Origin of the sequence: Bradyrhizobium sp. PUT101 (assembly GCF_052043945.1) — a bacterium.
In the GTDB taxonomy this organism is placed as follows: Bacteria; Pseudomonadota; Alphaproteobacteria; order Rhizobiales; family Xanthobacteraceae; genus Bradyrhizobium.
Genome location: NZ_CP197207.1, coordinates 3689315 through 3706799 on the forward strand (window position 1 = coordinate 3689315; position 17485 = coordinate 3706799).

Below are 17485 nucleotides of genomic sequence, written 5' to 3' on the forward strand. Positions count from 1 at the left end.
GCAATCGCCAATGAGTCATCGCGCTACAGCTCGATCAGCGCGCCGCGAGGGGCGACCACGCCAGGTTTCGAGTGCCGGCCTGCGCGCCGAACTTCCGAACCGAGGCGGCGTTTCGTCGCAGGATGTCGCGGCCTCGTTGCCGCCGGCCCGCGTTTTCGCGCGCCGCGCTTGTCATGCGCCTGACGTTGAACCTCGCTAACGAACGCCGACCGCATCCGACCGTGACGGTCCGACGTCGTTTTGAATTGAGTATCATGACCGCAACAACGTCCTCCGCGTCGACTCCCGCGTCCGGCGATCTCGCGTCGGCCGCGATCGCCTCCTGCAGAACGGCCTTTCTGACGGTGGGACTGTTCTCGGCGGTGCTCAATCTGCTGATGCTCACCGGCTCGATCTACATGCTGCAGGTGTACGACCGGGTCATTCCTTCGCACAGCATTCCGACCTTGATCGCGTTGTCGATCGCGGTGGCGGCGGCGTATGCGATGCAAGGGCTGTTCGATCTGCTGCGTCAGCGCATTCTGACCCGGATCGGATCGGCGCTGCACGCGGCGCTGTGGCAACCGGTCGTCTGCAACATCCTGCGCGGGCCGCTGCGCGGCGGCGGCGCAAATCGCGGCCTGCAATTGTCCCATGACCTGGACTCGGTCCGGTCGTTCCTTTCCGGGCTCGGCCCGACGACCTTGTTCGACTTGCCGTGGATGCCGCTGTATCTCGCCGGCTGCTTTCTCTTGCATCCTTATCTCGGCTGGACGCTGGTCGCGGGCGCGGTGCTGCTGTTCGGGATCGCGCTGCTCACCGAGGTGCTGACGCGGGCGCCGACCCGGGACGCCTCGCGTGCCGGCGCAATCCGCGGCGTCCAGCTTGAAGCCGGTCGGCGCAACGCCGAAATCGTGGCCGCGCTGGGGATGGAGCAGCGGTTGATCGACCGGATCGGCGCCGCCAACGACGATCTCGTCGCCGCGCAGCAGCGCAACGCGGACATCGCCGGATCGCTCGGCGCGTTGTCGAAGGCGCTGCGCTTCATGCTGCAATCGGCACTGCTCGGCCTCGGCGCCTATCTCGTGATCGAGGGGCTGGCCAGCGGCGGCGTGATGATCGCCGCGTCGATCATGGGCAGCCGCGCGCTCGCGCCGGTGGAACTGGCGATCTCCATCTGGCGTCCGTTCCTCGGCGCGCGACAGGCGGGCCAACGGCTCCGCGCCGCTCTGCGCAACGGCGATGCCCCGAACCCCGACGTCGCACCCGAACGCGCCGTCCATCGGCTCACGGTCGAGCAGGTCACGATCGCCGCCCCCGGCGGCACCGCCGCGATCGTGCACAACGCCTCGTTCGCACTTGAAGCCGGCCAGGCGGTCGGCATCATTGGCCCGTCAGCCGCCGGCAAATCGACGCTGGCGCGGGCGCTGGTCGGGATCTGGCCGATCGCACGCGGCGAGATCCGCCTTGATGGCGCCACCCTCGACCAGTGGCCGGCAGAAATTCGTGGCGGCATGATCGGCTATCTGCCGCAGGACGTCGAATTGTTCGACGGAACGGTAGCGGAAAACATCGCACGTTTCGACCCGGAGATCGACGAGACGACGGTGATCGCAGCGGCGAAGGCCGCCGGCGCCTACGAGATGATCCTGAAGTTGCCGAAGGGGTTCGAGATGCGGATCGGCGAAGCCGGCGCCACCCTGTCGGGTGGCCAGCGGCAGCGGATCGCGTTGGCGCGCGCGCTCTACAAGGATCCGTTCATGGTGGTGCTCGACGAGCCGAACGCCAGCCTGGACGCCGAAGGGGACGCCGCGCTGACCGACGCCATCCGGCGTGTCCGGGCTCGCGGCGGCATTGCCGTCATCATCGCGCATCGACCGGCGGCGCTCGCCGCGGTCGATCTCGTGCTGACGCTGGCGACCGGCCAGGTGCAGGCATTCGGCCCGAAGGACGAAGTGCTGCGCAAATCGCTCGCCGCTCATCCGGCGCCGGGCGGCGCGGCGCTGCAGGCGGTGCCCGATGCGCGCTCGGTTCCGGCTGCCGCCGCCAGTTGAGGACCTCCATATGACCGCACCCCGCACGGCCGAAGCTCGCCGCAGCGATCCGTTTCGCGATATCCGGCGCGCCACCGTATTCGGAATCGGCACGCTGGCGATCGTGATTTCCACCGCCGGCGTTTGGGCGATGACCGCGCCGCTCGCCAGCGCCGTGATCGCGCCGGCGCAGGTGGTGGTCGACAGCAACGTCCGCAGGGTTCAGCACCCGACCGGCGGCGTGGTCGCCGAAATCTACGTCAACGACGGCGATCAGGTTCGAGCCGGCGACGTGCTGGTCCGGCTCGACGAGACGCTGCCGCGCGCCAACCTTGCGCTGATCGAAAACCAGATCAACCAGCTAGGGGTGCGTCGTGCCCGGCTGCAGTCGGAGCAGAACGGCCGCGACGCGGTGGTGCTGCCCGGCGAGATCGCCGCCCGCGGCGCCGTCGCCGCGATCGCGGAGATGATCGAGGGCGAGACCACGCTGTTCGCCCGGCGGCGCGAGGCGATCAGCGGCCAGCAATCGCAGCTGCGCGAACGCAAGGCGCAGATCGCGGACGAAATCCGCGGCCTGGAGGCGCAAATCGAGTCGAAGCGCGAACAGATCCGCTGGATCGAAACCGAGCTGGAGGGCGTCCGCCAGCTGTACGAAAAGCGTCTGGTGCCCTATGCGCGCCTCACTGCGCTCGAGCGCGAGGCCTCCCGCCTGACCGGCGAGGAAGGCCAGCTGATCGCCGAGATCGCGCGCGCCAAGGGCCGGATCACCGAAACCGAACTGCAGATCATCCAGCTGATCCAGGACCAGCGCCGCGAGGTCGCGACCGAACTGCGCGACGTCGAGACCAAGCTCGCCGATCTCGGCGAACGCCGCATCGCCGCGATGGACCAGCTCGATCGCGTGGTACTGCGCGCGCCGCAGGACGGTCTGATCCACCAGAAATCGGTCTTCACCGTCGGTGGCGTGATCACCGCGGGCGAACAGCTGATGCTCATCGTGCCGAAGGATTCGCTTGTGGTCGAGGCACGGGTCGATCCGCAAATGATCGACCGGCTCAAGGTCGGGCAATCCGCCAAGCTCCGCTTCAGCGCGTTCGACGCCGCCGTGACCCCCGAGCTCGACGGCACGCTGACGCGGATCGCCGCAGACCTGACCAAAGACCCGCAATCCGGCGCGGCTTACTACGTCGCCCGCATCAGCCTCGACGCGAGCGAACTCGCCAAGCTCGACGGCAAGGCTTTGGTGCCCGGCATGCCGGTTGAAGCCTTCATCCAGAACGGCGTGCGGACGGCGATCGCCTACCTGCGCAAGCCGCTGGAAGATCAGCTCGCCCGCGCGCTGCGGCAGAAATAATAGAAGCCCCTATCGCCATCGTTGTTCAGCATGCGGCCGCATTGCCGCCAGCACGATATCCCAACTTTCCAAGCCGTTGGATTTGCGGATCCTCGCCAAGCGAGCGGGCGTGGTGTGCTGATGTTGCCTGAGTCTGCTTCTGACCTAAGGCGAAGCTGCGGCTCGCCCCTTGAGGTCCGCCTCACAGCGTCTAGCGGGCTGGAATTGCTCGCGTTGAGCTTTTCTTAAAGTGCCCCAACGGACCTTCCGATGCCTGCTTGATTCAGCAAACGGTTCGCAGTTGCCGGGTCTGTCTCGATGCAGCCGAAGATTCCAGGAGCCACCCAGCTGGTCTGGAGTTGGCGCGTCATGTGAAGCGGTTCATATCAGACCCCCGATGGTTCGATTACTCTAATTGCGGAAGTCGCGGCGCAAATCTCTTTGTTTGCTTGAGGAGATTGCAGTGACGAAGACAATTCCGACGACCGCTATCAGGGCGGCAATCGTACTGCTGGCATGGTCCTTCGCGGCGCACGCGCATGATCGGGGCCGCCCCAACTCAATTGCTGGTTCGAGAGCCTAGAAAGCGGCAGGGGTCCATGCTGTTCCGGCGCCGACGGCACGGCGCTATCCGACGCCGACTGGGGGTGAAGGAGGGCCACTACCGCGTGCGCATCAAGAGCCAATGGTGGGACGTACCGGACGAGGCCGCGATCAGGGAGCCGAATCGCGCCGGTCGCACAGTGGCCTGGCCCCTCTACGGTTGGACGCTCGGCGAGGCGCTGCGGATCGAGATCCGTTGTTTCTTCCCCGGGGCCATGATGTGACCGACATAGCGTTTTCAAACGAAGCCTGTCCTACGCTTGGTAGTCGTTGTTGGCCGAAGCTGTTCTGGCGGAACGATACTGAAGCAATTTTCTGATCTCGATAAGCGCGCGCCTTGCACAAGAGAGGCTGCCATGGGCGCAATTTTTCATAAGGAAGTTGATTGCCGCGTACGAGATGATCGTTCGACAAGCGGGCGTAGCCGCCGTCTTGTCTGCGCGATGCTCTGCGCGGTGTGCATATTCCAACTCGCGAGTGAAGCTCGGGCGCAATGCACCGCACGAGATGTCTTGCAGAACCATTTGACGCTCAAGAAAGCTCCTTCGGCTGCCGTGCCGCAGGTGCCGGTCAGATCCGCCACCGACGTCCCAACGTGGAAAACGATTGCGCTGGGGACTTTTCTAGACTCGTTCGCTCTCCGTAACGCGCTGGACAAGAAAGGCTGCGGCGTCGGAGGGCTGGCTGCGGAAATTCTCGCTCGACCGGCCTTTGTCGTTGGTTCTACGAAAACAGACGTGGAGCTCGTCGCTGTATCGGCGGTCGAGCTAGGCTTCAGAACCGATGTTGTAACTCTGGCTGCGATCTATGCGCGTGCCCAGCTATTCGATTTTGAACTTGCGGCTGCGGAAGTCGGTCCACAACTGAGGCTTCAGTATCTAGACCAACCCATGGGTGAATTTCTCATCATCGGAATGGAGCCAATCAAGACGTGGAGCGGCGAGCCAGTCATTCTAAATGTAGCTAATGGCGGGGCCGGACTTATCCTCATTGGTCAAGATGGCCGACCTGACGCAGAAATAGCAGCGATCTCCCGCATTGTATTCGTACGGACCAACAGATCCGTGCCCGCTGACGAGCTTGCGAAGGCGGCAGCACTCCCGCCGCCGCGCTGAACACGATACGCCGGCAGCGCAGGATGCCTTTCGAGCCGACCGCAGTGTGCGACCGGTGGCGTATTTCCGCACTTCGGCCGGGCCTCAACGATCGAACTCCATGTCCGCTCGCAGTCGGCATTCAAGGCCAAGATTCGTTTTGGTCTTCCAGGTCGACCCTGGCGGTTGTCGGGGCCGATTCAGAGCATCAGACACTGGTGCGCACAGCGGCTGATGACCGCTCAGCCGAAGTACCGCTCGAGCAGGCTTCTTTCGACCTTGCAAATGTAGGTGTACTTCGGATTGACCACCTGCGTGCACCGGGCTTCCGCAATCTGACCGAGCAGCATGTATCCCTCCGCAGCCGGAATCTTCCAGTCGTCCTCCATCCAGTAGACCATCTCCTCGAACGCGATGCGCATCGCGTCCTCCAGCGGGCGCGCGCATCCCAGCGTGCAGATATGGGTGGCCGTCTCGATGCGCGGATGGTTCAGTCGGGCGGGGGCCTTCGCGAGGGAGACCTTGACCGTGAGATTGGCAGCGATCTCGATCGCGCCCATTCCGTTGCATTCGCCGTCGCCCTGGATGGCATGGCAATCGCCCAAGAAAAGATGCGCGCCATCCCTGTTGACGCGGAAGAAGATGCTGTTGCCCGTGGTGATCTCCTGGACGTCCAGGTTGCCGCCATGCGGGCCGTTGTCGACGGTGAGGACCGCCCCGTGCACCGGCGCGACGCCGGCCACGCCAATCATCGGTTTGACCGGAAGGCGGAGATGCTCGTTCCAGTGAACGTGGCCTTCCTTGACTTCGACGACGCGTGTCTGGATGCCGAACTCCTTGCGCCTGACCCAATCCGGGAACATGCCGATCCCCGGCCAGAGCGCGGTGAAGCCGAGCTTGTCGAGCTGCATGTCCACGACGTCGAGGCGCAACATGTCGCCTGGCTTTGCTCCGCGCACCTCGATCGGACCGGTGGCGCCGTTCACGAAGGGCATCGTCACGTCAGCCTCGGTCAATTGCTGTCCGAGATGGCGGATGGTGCCGTCATTGGCGTTGATGGCGCATTCGACCACGAACGTCTCGCCGGGTTCCACGCTCGCGATGAACTTGTCGTCGCCGGATAGCGCGTATTTGATGTTGCCGGCCTTGCTGATGCGCTTGGACATGGTCTCTCCGTGAGCCTTTCCGGATGTGATGCTGGCTTGAAGTCAGGCCTGCCGCCGCCACGGGATCAGCAGCCGTTCTATCTTGCCGACGAGGTACGTCAGGACGAGCGCCAGCACGATCGTCACGACGAGCGCCGCGAAGACCTTGGGAATGATGTAAAGCGACCCGGCCTTGAAGATGGCGTGTCCCAACCCTTCCGACGACGACATGAACTCGCCGACGATAGCGCCGATCAGCGCGAAGCCGACCGTGAGCTTCAGTCCCGCGAAGATGTCGGTGAGCGATGCCGGAACCACGAGCTTCCGGAAGATCTGAAACTTCGAAGCGCCCAGCGTTCGCATGAGGTTGATCTGGTCGCCATCGACGCCGATCGCTCCCTTGTAAGACGTCACCAGCGCGACGATCACCACCGACAGGGTCGACATTGCGACCTTCGAGATCAATCCGGTGCCGAACCAGATGATCACGATGGGTGCGAGCGCGATGATGGGAATCGATCCGAGCGCGATGACGAACGGCTGGACGACGCGGGAGACGAATCGCGAATACCAGAGCGAGAGGCCGATCAAGGTGCCGACCAGATTGCCCATGAAGAACCCGAGCAATGTCTCCATGCCTGTGATTGCCGCATCGCGCCACAGGCTCCCGTCCTTCGCCATCTGCACCAGAAAGCCGGCGATCGCCGACGGCGATCCGAACATGAAAGCCGCAGGGCTGCCCTTCGGCGTTGCGTACTCCCAAAAGACGAGGAGAGCGGTCAGGACGAGCACCTGGGTCGCCAGCACTGCGATGCTGCTGCGCAGTCTCTTCCACCTTGCGCGGCCCAACGGCGAGGATACGCTTCCGATGGGCTTCGACGCATCAGCCATGCTGGTCTCGATACCTGTCGTCATTGGATCGCGACGTCGAGATCGGCCCAGATGCGCCGAACATACTGGCTGAAGTCCGGTCGCTCGCGCAGCGAGATCACGTCGGATCGGGCAACACCGAACTCGATGTGGTAGGTTGCCTTCACCCGGGTCGGCCGCCGCGTCAGCACGACGACGCGATCCGCCAGCGAAACCGCTTCCTCGACATCATGGGTGATGAGCAGCATCGAGCGGCCGCCCTTTCGCACCAGGTCCACCATATCGTTCTCGATCAACAGCTTGGTCTGGAAGTCGAGTGCGGCGAATGGCTCGTCGAGCAGCAGCACGTCCGGGTCGTTGACAAGGGTCCGGGCCAGCGCCACGCGCTGCCGCATGCCGCCAGACAGCGTCGAGGGGTAATGATCTGCGAACCCGTGCAGTCCAAGCTGATCGAGCATGGCCCGGCTGCGGTCTTCCGCTTCCGCGGCGGCCACGCCGCGAATCTCCAGGCCGAGCATGGTGTTGCCGAGCGCAGTCCGCCACGGCAGCAGCAAGTCCTTTTGCAGCATGTAACCGACGTTCTGCGGCTGACCGGACACTTGCCGGCCATGCCAACGGATGCGGCCAGCATCCGGTGCCAGCAGACCACACAACGTATTGAGCAGCGTGGTCTTGCCGCAGCCGGACGGTCCGACGATGCTGACGATCTCTCCCTTGCGCAGGGTGAGACTGAGGTCGGCGATGACGGGCACGATCCGACCGTCGAGGTCGTAGCCCTTGGCGACGTGCTCGACCACCAGCGGGAGGGCAGCGCCGTTGACGGCCTCGCCCCCGCCATGCCTCGTGTCCTTGGCGGCCCCAACAATCATTTCAGGCTGGCAATCGCCTTGTCGGCAAAGGAATTATCGATGATCTGCTCGAACGGGATCGATCCCTTGGCGTTGCCGAGGTAGATCTGCATGTCCATCAGGTTCTTCCACTGGTCCGGCTTGGTGATGACGGACTGCGCCGGAATGAGGTATTTGAGCTCGGCGTCGATCGCCTTGTCGACGACCTCACCGGGTAGATCAGGGAATTCCTTCCGTGCGACCTCTTTGGCAAAGGCGGGATCGGCGTAGGTCTTGCGCGACGCTTCCTCGAAGGAGGTCACGAGCGCCTGCACCATCTCGGGATCCTTCTGGATGGTCGAGGGCAGCACCATGATTCCAGTGTTGCAGAACGGCCCGACATAGTTCGAAAAGTCGAACACGACTTTTGCGCCTTGCGCCTCGGCGGCGGCGACGCTCGGCTGATACGCGACCGCCATGTCCGCCTGCCCCGCCAGCATCGCCGCGATCTCGGTGCCGGGATTGACCGGGACGATCGTCGCGTCCGTTCCCAGTTTCAGGCCGGCTTTTTCCAGCATCCGCTTCGTGACGCTGAAATTGGTGTTGGGCTCCGGCGAGGTGACGATCTTGAGACCCTTGAACTCCTTCGGATCGGTGATCGGCTTGAGCGTCTTGGAGACGCCGAAATAGTGCGCGCGCTGCACGACCGTCCCCACGACGACGCCGGGGCCGCCGTTCTCGCGCGAGATCTGCGCCATCGTCGCATCGCCGATCGCGAAATCTGCGGAACCGCCAAGCACGGCCGCGAAAGTCTGGGTGTCACCGCCGGCGGCGCTCACCTTCATGTCGAGACCGTTCTTCTTGAAGATGCCGGCATGCATGCCAACGTAGAGATTGATGTAACCCAGATTGTGCACGGCCTCGCTGAAGCGAACGGTCTTGAGCGTGGCCGCGGACGCGACGCGGGATCCGAGCAGCGGTGTGGCGCCGACACCGGCAGCAAGCGCGGATGAGGCTGCAAGGAAACTGCGGCGGCTGAGCACACGACCACTCGGCGTGGCCGGAGGACGAGCATTTTCGGTCATGGCACGAATTTCTCCAGAACTGCTGACAGGCAGCCCCAAAGACTAGGTGTCGACCTCCGCTCATCAAGCCGAAATAAGCGACGCATTTTGCGCGCGATTTAAACCGCCGTTCGAATATGTCGCGCGATTGACACGGAGAGAAAGCGGCTGACCTGCCAATGCTGTTTTATTGCCCGTTGCGCAATCGCGCTGCCGAAATGGACATCCGGCTGTCGTCGATTTCGTCATTTTTGACATTATCGCTGCACAAAGATTTTGCAGAGGCAGCACGGGAACTCGTCAAGCACCGCTTCGCCTGCAAGCTGTCGTGTACGCTAGGCCGCGCTGCCGTGCGCGTTACGGATTGACACGCACCGAGGAGAAGCGGCCAGTCAGCGCGCCGCCGCACTTCTCGGCCGCAATCCGGCTGGCGCGGGTGCCTTGCTGCGGCGCGACTGCCGTCACGCTCTGTCTCTTTTCGGTGTCCGTGTTGCGCAGCAACTCGAAGAGGTTTCTCACGAGCCCACGCAAGCGCAGATTCTCCGATTTCAACTCGTTCATCTGTTGAACCGCGTGGACGTCGAGCCCGCCGAGGCTGCGGCGCCAGCGATAGAAGGTGCGCTCGGTAATGCCGGCAGCCTTGCATATTTCTGCAATCGGCACCCCGGAACTCGCCTCGGCGAGGAGATGAATGATCTCATTCTCGGTAAACCGGGATCGCCTCATCGATCTCTCCATCGGCCCGCCATTTGCACGGCGCTTAACCGCCGTGCGCCGCGCTGGGCCTGAGGTCAAGTATAGCCGAAGGATCGCCGCCGCCTAGAACATCCAAGGGCGATTTTGCCGGTCGCACCGTGGCGATCCGGCGCCGACCTTGAACAAAAGAGTGTCCTGAAACGCTACGCCTGGAGTTGTCCAATGCAGCGCCGCCACGAAATACCCAGCACGCCCGAAAACATGGTTTGGGGGTATCTGGACTGCAACACACCACCTGTGCTGGAAATCAACTCCGGCGACAGCGTGACGCTGCATAGCTTCCCGGCGGGAGGGAAGGAGACGCTTCCAGACGACCTCTCGCTGGTTCCGGAAGACTATCGGCTTGCCCTCGAGACCATGCAGCCCGGGCCAGGGCCTCACTTCATTACCGGACCTGTCCACGTACGGGGCGCCAATGTCGGCGACACGCTCCAGGTCGACATCCTCAACGTGAAAGTTCGCCAGGACTGGGGTTTCGTCTCGATCCTGCCGCTGCTTGGAACGCTGCCGGACGAGTTCACCGACTACGAGACGATCCACCCGGTGATCGACCGCAAGCGCGAGGTCTGCATCATGCCATGGGGCACGGAAATCCCGCTCGACCCGTTCTTCGGCATCATTGCAACGGCGCCGCCACCAAACTGGGGCCGCTGCGGGTCGCCCGTTCCGCGCGCGTTCGGCGGCAACATGGACAACAAGGAGCTTCGGGCCGGCACGACGTTGTATCTCCCGGTGTTCAACGAGGGAGCGTTGTTCTTCGCCGGCGACGGCCACGGCGTGCAGGGCGACGGCGAAGTCTGCATTACCGCGCTCGAGACCGGCGTCACCGGAACCTTCCGTCTGACCGTACGCAAGGACATGGATATCAAGTGGCCCTTTGCAGAGAGCGCCACGCACCTCATGTCGATCGGCCTCGATGAGGACCTCGACGACGCCGCCAAGCAGGCTGTTCGGGAAATGGTCAAGCATGTCTGCGCCCGGACCAACCGCACACGCAACGAGGCCTACATGCTGTGTTCGCTCGCCGGCAATCTGCGTGTCACGCAACTTGTCGACGGCAACAAGGGCATCCACATGTTGTTGCCGAAGGCGCTTCTTTAGCGAGCCCGCCCGAAAGACGTCACAATCTCCTCGCGCACGAGCCTCATCGATCCGCCGGCGCGGCACGGTCAGCAGGAGATGGCGTTTCCGATCGCCTGCTGACCTGGCAGCCCAGCAACATCTGCGAAATAACCGCAGCAGGCTTTGCTTTGCCTGCACCGCGCTCAAAGTGCCTTCCTATCCGGGTTCACTGTGCTGATAGACCTCGGGTTTCCAAGGCAGTGCGGAAGTCAGCCGCAAGCCGCGAAGCTCAATCATTCCTCTCCGCGTCGGCATATCGGCGAAGCGCATTGACGTCATTCACGATAATCGCGCGATAGGTGTGCGTGAGCCAGCCAGCCTCCTTGAATTGCTTCAATGCGGCATTCACCTGCTTGCGTGATGCATTGGCCATGATGCCCAGCTCGCTTTGAGTCAAGGGCAGAGGGGCTTCACCAATTCTTATCGTCCGCTGCAAGACGGAGGCGATGCGACGATCCGCCTGGGGCTTCTGCAAGTCATGCACGACCTCCAGCAAAGTTTCGACGCTCATCATCAAGATTTGCGCGATGTGGTGCGAGACCGTGGGATCTTTCGCCGCCATTCGGTCCAGCGCATCGAGCGGCACGTGCAACAGCGTCGTATCAAGGGCAGCTCTCACCTCTCCTCGTCGTGGCTTCCTTGTTAGAAAACAAGCCTCTCCCGTCCAGTGGCCAGGTATACCGAGCAGCATCAAGCGCGGTGCGTGATCGAGGGGCGCCAGACTAACGCTAATGGTGCCAGCCACGAGCCCGTAAATTCCACCGGGCGGATCGCCTACGTGAAACAGCGCCTCTCCCTTTTTCAATTGAATCAATACCGAATGATCCAGCACGTCTGCCCTGAACTTGCTTGGTACCCGGACGAGCCAGCCCGACGAGCTTGCGATCTTTTCGGACTCAACCTTAGATATTTTTTGCATAAGCGCTCACCCTTTGTCCGATTTCGGACAATCTTGCATTCTGAGATCGTTAAACTCAAGCGCGCCTGCAGCTCGGAAAGAGGGGGGTTCGAGTGATGACAACTCATTTAACTCGTCGCGACTTTGTACTCGGGACGGCGGCCATATCCGTCGGCGCCAACACGAATGCCGCCGCGGCCACATCGCTTGCACCGAGCGAAGCGCGAGTTATCGCTAGGGAAGCGACAATCTACGGCGTACCGATGCTGGAAAACTATCGCATCATGAGCTCGTACTTCGTCGATCGCGACGATCCCGAGTTCAAGGCGCCATGGAATGCAATCAACAACGTAGCGCGTGTCTTTACCCCGGACGACAAGGCGATCCAGACACCCAATTCCGATACCCCATACTCTCAGCTCGGCGCAGACCTGCGTGCCGAGCCACTGGTGCTGACAGTGCCCGCCGTTGAGAAGAGGCGGTATTATTCACTGCAGTTCATCGATCTCTACACGTTCAACTTCGCCTATGTAGGGAGCCGCGCCACGGGCAATGATCCCGGAAATTTCCTGCTGGCCGGCCCACGATGGAGAGGCGAGAAGCCGAAAGGCATCAAGGCGATCATCCGTTCCGAGACCGAGCTCAATCTGGTGCTTTACCGGACACAGCTGTTCGACCCGGCCGACCTCGATGGTGTCAAACGAGTTCAGGCTGGCTACAAGGTCCAGACGCTATCCAGCTTCCTGGGGCAACCGGCTCCGCCCCCTATGTCCGCAACCCATTTTCCAGCACCACTCGCGCAAGACGAGCAAAAGAACTCGCCCGCGTTCTTCGTTCTGTTGAATTTCCTCCTGCAGTTCTGTCCGACGCATCCATCCGAAAAATCTCTAATGGCTCGCTTTGCGAGGCTGAACATCGGGGCCGGAAAGAAGTTCGATCCAGGCAGCCTGTCGCCCGAAATGCGCAAAGCCGTGACGGACGGAATGGCAGACGCCTGGAAGGCGTTTGCCGAGTTCAAGGCGAAGGAGGTTGATACCGGCAAGCGCACTGCGGCGGACGGATTCGGGACGCGGGCAATGCTGAAGAACGACTACATGACCCGGATGGCATCCGCCGTGCTGGGCATCTACGGCAATACCAAGGACGAGGCGATGTACCCGGCCTATTTTCGGGATGCAGACGGCGGCGTGCTCAATGGTGCAAACCACTACGTGCTTCGCTTCAAGTCAGGACAATTGCCGCCAGCCAATGCCTTCTGGTCCCTCACGATGTACGAGCTGCCGTCGAGCCTGCTCTACGCCAACAAGATCAACCGTTATCTGATCAATTCGACGATGCTCGATAGCCTCAAGCGCGATCCCGATGGCGGTTACACACTCCACATTCAGAATGAAGCGCCCGGACCGGATCGCGAGTCGAACTGGCTGCCTTGCCCCAAGGGACCATTCTGGACGACGCTTCGCATATACTGGCCCAAGGCAGAGGCCTTGAACGGCCAATGGAAGCAGCCCCCGTTGCAGCGCGTCGTCTGAGCGTAGGGAGATTGGCATGAACATCGGCCGTGTTTCTGTTTTTGCAGTAATGATCACGTCAATGCAGTTTGGTATGGCGCAAAGCGGATTCCCCGCAGAACATAAGCCCGCTCTGGTAACGCCCGAGAACTTTGCCCGCGCGGAATCGGATCTGTATTTCGGGGGCGTCGTGAAGAACGGTGGTTTTGGAAAATTCGACCATACCCGTTCGCCCGCCCCGCTGGACAAGCAGACTATCATCCGTCTCAACCGAGACACGCTCTATTCGGCCGCCGTGTTCGACCTCGATGCCGGGCCCGTCACGATAACGCTGCCGAACGCTGGCAAGCGCTTCATGTCGCTACAGGTAATCGACGAAGACCAGTACACCTTTGGTGTGTTCTACAAGCCCGGCTCCATCACGCTTACACGAAAGGATGTTGGCACACGCTATGCTTTGGCCGCCGTTCGAACGCTCGTCGATCCGGCCGATCCTCAGGACCTCAAGGAGGTGCACGCGCTGCAGGACGCGATCAAGGTGTCCCAAAAGCAGGCCGGGAAGTTCGAGATTCCCGACTGGGACCAAGCAAGCCAGAAGAAGGTGCGTGATGCATTGCTGGCGCTGGGAACCACACTTCCCGATACGAGCCGGATGTATGGACGCAAGGCGGAGGTTGATCCGCTCCGCTTCGTGATCGGCGCTGCCCTTGGCTGGGGGGCAAATCCTCCAAAGGAGGCGCTCTACCTCAACGTCGTCCCGGCCCGTAACGATGGCACGACCGTCTACAGGCTGAACGTGAAGGACGTGCCGGTGGACGGGTTCTGGTCGATAAGCCTGTACAACGCGGAAGGCTATTTCGAGCCCAACCAGTACAACGCCTATTCGCTCAACAACATCACGGCACGAAAGAACGAAGACAATTCAGTATCCGTGCAATTCGGCGGTTGTGACGGAAAGATTCCCAATTGCCTGCCCATCATGAAGGGCTGGAACTATATGGTCCGGCTTTACAGGCCGCGGGCGGAGATCTTGAACGGAAAGTGGAAGTTTCCGGAAGCCCAGCCCGACAAGTAGATTTCGGCAACGACAACCATCCTTCGATGGAAGAAGGCATGAAACGCAATCGACGGCTCGCGAGCATCACCCTGTCGATGTTTGGCCTGGGTGCGGCTCTGCTGGCGCGACCGGAGCCCTCATTCGCAGATGAAAGCGGCGTCAGCTTCTGGATTCCGGGCTTTTTCGGCAGTCTCGCCGCGACACCGAGTGTGCCCGGATGGTCGTGGGCGACAATCTACTACCATACGAACGTCAGTTCGGGGGCGGGCGCCGCGTTTCCGCGCGGCGGTCGAGTCGATGTGGGCATCGCCGGGACAGGCGACCTCGGACTGTTTGGCCCAACCTATGTCTTTGCAACTCCGGTCCTCGGCGGCCAGCTGTCCGCAACTCTGCTCGGCGTTGCCGGGCGAAGTGAGGCTTCCGCTGCGCTTTCGTTGACGGGCCCCTTCGGCAACACGCTCGCCCTGAACCGGACCCAGGAGCTCACATCCTACGCTGATCTGATCCCGCAGATCGCGCTCAAATGGAATATGGGCGTGCACAATCTCATGGTTTACGGAACAGGAGCCATCCCCGTCGGCGACTACGATCCGAACCGGCTTGCCAACCTCGGCCTCGGCCATGGCGCGATCGATTTCGGGGCGGGGTACACCTACTTCAATCCGCAAACCGGGAATGAATTCTCAGCGGTCGCAGGAGCGACCTACAACTTCAAGAACACGTCCACCCAGTATCAGAATGGGATCGACTACCATTTCGACTGGGGCGCGTCTCACTTCTTCACCAAGCAATTGCAGATTGGCGTCGCCGGCTATTATCTGCAGCAGCTTACCGACGATTTCGGCGCGCCGCCTTCATTGGGCGGCTTCCGGTCTCGTGTGGCAGGTGTCGGCCCGCAAATCGGCTTCCTGTTTCCGGTCGGCAACATGCAAGGCTACATCAATCTGAAGGGTTACAAGGAGTTTGCGGCGCAGAACCGACCCGAGGGCTGGAATACCTGGCTCTCGTTTCTGATTTCAGCTGCACCGCCCGAGCCTGCGTCGGCGAGGCCCATTGCGCGGAAGTACTGAACGAGCCGCCAGGATCCTGAACCTCAATCAGTGGCCCGGTCGCATCGTCCTCTCAGGGAGACCCGATGGCATCTTCGAAGAACGGCAACATTCAGGTCGGATTCAAGGCCTCCATCATTTCGCTGTTCGTGGTTGTCGTTCTCGCCATCGGTCTGACGCTTGTATATCTGAGCTTTGCGCGGATCACCGCCGCCACGGACTCGGCCGCCAGCAAGTTCATCGGCAAAGTGTCCGAATTGTCCGCGGATCGCATTGGTTCGCAGTTGAGGCTAGTACGGGAGAATCTTGCCACGCTGAGGGCTTTGCCGTCGGTCGCTTCAGCCGATATTGAGGACAACCCTCAGCTCAACGCATTGCTCGCAGCCATGCTCAAGAGCAACGGCCAGCTCTTCAATCTCTATATCGGTTACAACGACGGGTCCTTCATAGAGATGGACGCGATCAACACCGTCGGGGTAGAGGCACGCGCGCGGCTGGAAGCACCCGCCGCGGCCGCCTTTCGACTTGTTGTTATCTCCAGATCGGATCCAGCTAGCACTAGATCGCAGCGGAGATTTCTGAACGAGGGGCTCGAGACCGTGCTGGAATTGCCGGGGCCTCCTGACTACGACCCGCGCGAGCGGCCTTGGTACAAGGACGCAGAGCGTCGCGACGGCAGCATGCTAACCGGGCCCTATGTTTTCTATGCAACCGGGAAGCAGGGCTACACCGTACGGCTGCTGCTGGAACAGGGAAGAGGCGGGGTGATCGCGGGCGATCTGCTGCTCGACGTCGCGCAAGAGCTGTTGAAGCGCGAACAATTGACGCCATCGGCTGCCGCCTTTCTGTTCGACGACGAGGATCGTATCCTGGCCCATCCGCAAATGTCGGAACTGCTGAGACGCGAGGCTTCGGAGACCATTCCTCGCCTTCGCGAAACGGATATGGCCGGCGTGCTCCGGGCGATCAGGGCTTGGCGCGCCGATTCCAATTCGCAGCAGTTCTTTAGCGATCCCGCGGGCCGGCGCTATGCAGCGGCGTTCCAGCCAATTCCGAATGCAGGCCCGGCAAGTCTTCATATTGCCGTGCTGGCGCCGGTCGACGAGTTCTTTGCGAGCATCCTATCCGAACGCAGGCGGCTGTTCATGACTGCGGGCGCGTTCGTGGCGGTGATGGTTCCCATCGTGTTCTTCATAGGCTCGATGCTTTCCAAGTCGCTGCGGGATCTGGCCGCCGAAACCGATCGGATCCAGAAATTCGAGCCCTCCAGTGCGCCGCGGGTGCGCTCGCTGATCCGCGAGATCGACGAACTCGGCCGTTCGGTTTCGACGATGCGTACCATGACAGAGGCATTCTCACGCTTCGTGCCGCGGCGGCTGGTTGAACGGCTGATCGAGACAGGGACGCCACTCCAACTCGGTGGCATGCGAAGGGAAGTCACCCTGCTGTTTTCCGACGTCGTGAGCTTTACCGAGATCACGGAAAGGGCCGATCCGACTCAGGTCATGCAGTATACGTCGCGCTATTTCGCCGCCGTGTCGCACGAGATCATGAGCCACTTCGGCACCGTCGACAAGTTCATCGGCGACGCCATAATGGCCATGTGGAACGCGCCGGGCGATGATCCCAACCACGCTGCAAATGCATGCGCCGCCGCGCTCGCCTTTCAACGTGCGAACGCGCGGCTGAATGCGGAGTTTGAGCGGGACGGATGGCCTGCCTATCGAACTCGAATCGGATTGCATACGGGTGATGCCGTCGTGGGGAATGTGGGCTCCCAGGATCGCATGAACTACACGGCATTTGGATCGACTGTTAATTTGGCGTCGCGCCTCGAGAGGCTTAACAAGAGCTACGGAACTTCGATCCTGGTCAGCTCGGCGGTGAAGCGGCGCGCAGAATCCCAGTTTTGCTTCCGCAGCGTCGATCGCATCAAGCCGAAGGGCTTTGCCGATGAAGTTATAATCTACGAATTGCGATGCGAACGGACTGTAGCTGACGCCGAGGAGCTGGAATATTGCCGCAGGTGGGAACTGGTCTATACAGCGCTATCGCACGGCGCGGCATGCGCGGAAGTCGAATTGTGCGCTTTCCTTGCGAAATATCCAGAGGATGGAGTCGCTCGCTATCATTACGGAAAGTAG

The 17485-nt window shown here is 61.8% G+C and carries 15 protein-coding genes; 9 read left to right on the plus strand and 6 right to left on the minus strand.

Annotation, left to right across the window (positions count from 1 at the left end; genetic code table 11):
• Nucleotides 1-254 precede the first annotated feature (254 nt).
• The 4 genes from ACSHT2_RS18025 (at nucleotide 255) to ACSHT2_RS18040 (ending at nucleotide 5063) form a co-directional block, all read left to right on the plus strand.
• Nucleotides 255-2033, plus strand: coding sequence for a type I secretion system permease/ATPase (locus ACSHT2_RS18025; RefSeq protein ID WP_440642867.1), 1779 nt, complete (start codon nucleotides 255-257; stop codon nucleotides 2031-2033).
• A gap of 10 nt (nucleotides 2034-2043) precedes the next feature.
• Complete coding sequence (locus ACSHT2_RS18030) at nucleotides 2044-3366, plus strand: HlyD family type I secretion periplasmic adaptor subunit (protein ID WP_440642736.1); 1323 nt, start codon at nucleotides 2044-2046, stop codon at nucleotides 3364-3366.
• Nucleotides 3367-3944: 578 nt separating this feature from the next.
• Entirely contained in the window at nucleotides 3945-4172 is a 228-nt protein-coding gene (locus ACSHT2_RS18035; protein WP_440642737.1) for a hypothetical protein, read from the plus strand.
• 288 nt (nucleotides 4173-4460) lie between these two features.
• Nucleotides 4461-5063 (plus strand): hypothetical protein, encoded by a 603-nt coding sequence (locus ACSHT2_RS18040; protein ID WP_440642738.1) that lies wholly within the window; start codon nucleotides 4461-4463, stop codon nucleotides 5061-5063.
• A 221-nt stretch (nucleotides 5064-5284) separates the two neighbouring features.
• Here ACSHT2_RS18040 and ACSHT2_RS18045 read toward each other — a convergent pair whose 3' ends face one another.
• The 5 genes from ACSHT2_RS18045 to ACSHT2_RS18065 form a co-directional block, all read right to left on the minus strand.
• Nucleotides 5285-6208 (minus strand): acetamidase/formamidase family protein, encoded by a 924-nt coding sequence (locus tag ACSHT2_RS18045; protein ID WP_440642739.1) that lies wholly within the window; start codon nucleotides 6206-6208, stop codon nucleotides 5285-5287.
• Between the two features lie 42 nt (nucleotides 6209-6250).
• Nucleotides 6251-7078: an ABC transporter permease gene (locus tag ACSHT2_RS18050; RefSeq protein ID WP_440642740.1), complete on the minus strand. Its 828-nt coding sequence runs from the start codon at nucleotides 7076-7078 to the stop codon at nucleotides 6251-6253.
• A gap of 20 nt (nucleotides 7079-7098) precedes the next feature.
• Nucleotides 7099-7926: an ABC transporter ATP-binding protein gene (locus tag ACSHT2_RS18055; RefSeq protein WP_440642741.1), complete on the minus strand. Its 828-nt coding sequence runs from the start codon at nucleotides 7924-7926 to the stop codon at nucleotides 7099-7101.
• Nucleotides 7923-8969 (minus strand): ABC transporter substrate-binding protein, encoded by a 1047-nt coding sequence (locus ACSHT2_RS18060; RefSeq protein ID WP_440642742.1) that lies wholly within the window; start codon nucleotides 8967-8969, stop codon nucleotides 7923-7925. The genes ACSHT2_RS18055 and ACSHT2_RS18060 overlap by 4 nt, the downstream gene beginning before the upstream one ends.
• Nucleotides 8970-9305: 336 nt before the next feature.
• Nucleotides 9306-9674 (minus strand): transposase, encoded by a 369-nt coding sequence (locus ACSHT2_RS18065; RefSeq protein WP_440642743.1) that lies wholly within the window; start codon nucleotides 9672-9674, stop codon nucleotides 9306-9308.
• A 192-nt stretch (nucleotides 9675-9866) separates the two neighbouring features.
• Between ACSHT2_RS18065 and ACSHT2_RS18070 the strand changes: the two genes are divergently transcribed.
• The gene (locus ACSHT2_RS18070; RefSeq protein ID WP_440642744.1) at nucleotides 9867-10805 is read left to right on the plus strand and encodes an acetamidase/formamidase family protein; all 939 of its coding nucleotides are present in this window, start codon (nucleotides 9867-9869) and stop codon (nucleotides 10803-10805) included.
• Between the two features lie 250 nt (nucleotides 10806-11055).
• Here ACSHT2_RS18070 and ACSHT2_RS18075 read toward each other — a convergent pair whose 3' ends face one another.
• Entirely contained in the window at nucleotides 11056-11745 is a 690-nt protein-coding gene (locus ACSHT2_RS18075) for a Crp/Fnr family transcriptional regulator (protein ID WP_440642745.1), read from the minus strand.
• A 95-nt stretch (nucleotides 11746-11840) separates the two neighbouring features.
• On the opposite strand from ACSHT2_RS18075, the gene ACSHT2_RS18080 reads away from it, so the two are divergent.
• The 4 genes from ACSHT2_RS18080 (at nucleotide 11841) to ACSHT2_RS18095 (ending at nucleotide 17485) form a co-directional block, all read left to right on the plus strand.
• Nucleotides 11841-13256: a DUF1254 domain-containing protein gene (locus ACSHT2_RS18080; protein WP_440642746.1), complete on the plus strand. Its 1416-nt coding sequence runs from the start codon at nucleotides 11841-11843 to the stop codon at nucleotides 13254-13256.
• Between the two features lie 61 nt (nucleotides 13257-13317).
• Nucleotides 13318-14310, plus strand: coding sequence for a DUF1254 domain-containing protein (locus ACSHT2_RS18085; protein ID WP_440642868.1), 993 nt, complete (start codon nucleotides 13318-13320; stop codon nucleotides 14308-14310).
• Between the two features lie 38 nt (nucleotides 14311-14348).
• Complete coding sequence (locus ACSHT2_RS18090) at nucleotides 14349-15362, plus strand: SphA family protein (protein ID WP_440642747.1); 1014 nt, start codon at nucleotides 14349-14351, stop codon at nucleotides 15360-15362.
• Between the two features lie 65 nt (nucleotides 15363-15427).
• The gene (locus ACSHT2_RS18095) at nucleotides 15428-17485 is read left to right on the plus strand and encodes an adenylate/guanylate cyclase domain-containing protein (protein ID WP_440642748.1); all 2058 of its coding nucleotides are present in this window, start codon (nucleotides 15428-15430) and stop codon (nucleotides 17483-17485) included.

Coding starts and splice junctions, on each gene's coding strand:
- ACSHT2_RS18025 (WP_440642867.1), top strand. CDS start 255: ATGACCGCAACAACGTCCTCCGCGTCGACTCCCGCGTCCGGCGATCTC.
- ACSHT2_RS18030 (WP_440642736.1), top strand. CDS start 2,044: ATGACCGCACCCCGCACGGCCGAAGCTCGCCGCAGCGATCCGTTTCGC.
- ACSHT2_RS18035 (WP_440642737.1), top strand. CDS start 3,945: ATGCTGTTCCGGCGCCGACGGCACGGCGCTATCCGACGCCGACTGGGG.
- ACSHT2_RS18045 (WP_440642739.1), bottom strand. CDS start 6,208: ATGTCCAAGCGCATCAGCAAGGCCGGCAACATCAAATACGCGCTATCC.
- ACSHT2_RS18050 (WP_440642740.1), bottom strand. CDS start 7,078: ATGGCTGATGCGTCGAAGCCCATCGGAAGCGTATCCTCGCCGTTGGGC.
- ACSHT2_RS18055 (WP_440642741.1), bottom strand. CDS start 7,926: ATGATTGTTGGGGCCGCCAAGGACACGAGGCATGGCGGGGGCGAGGCC.
- ACSHT2_RS18060 (WP_440642742.1), bottom strand. CDS start 8,969: ATGACCGAAAATGCTCGTCCTCCGGCCACGCCGAGTGGTCGTGTGCTC.
- ACSHT2_RS18065 (WP_440642743.1), bottom strand. CDS start 9,674: ATGAGGCGATCCCGGTTTACCGAGAATGAGATCATTCATCTCCTCGCC.
- ACSHT2_RS18070 (WP_440642744.1), top strand. CDS start 9,867: ATGCAGCGCCGCCACGAAATACCCAGCACGCCCGAAAACATGGTTTGG.
- ACSHT2_RS18075 (WP_440642745.1), bottom strand. CDS start 11,745: ATGCAAAAAATATCTAAGGTTGAGTCCGAAAAGATCGCAAGCTCGTCG.
- ACSHT2_RS18080 (WP_440642746.1), top strand. CDS start 11,841: ATGACAACTCATTTAACTCGTCGCGACTTTGTACTCGGGACGGCGGCC.
- ACSHT2_RS18085 (WP_440642868.1), top strand. CDS start 13,318: ATGCAGTTTGGTATGGCGCAAAGCGGATTCCCCGCAGAACATAAGCCC.
- ACSHT2_RS18090 (WP_440642747.1), top strand. CDS start 14,349: ATGAAACGCAATCGACGGCTCGCGAGCATCACCCTGTCGATGTTTGGC.
- ACSHT2_RS18095 (WP_440642748.1), top strand. CDS start 15,428: ATGGCATCTTCGAAGAACGGCAACATTCAGGTCGGATTCAAGGCCTCC.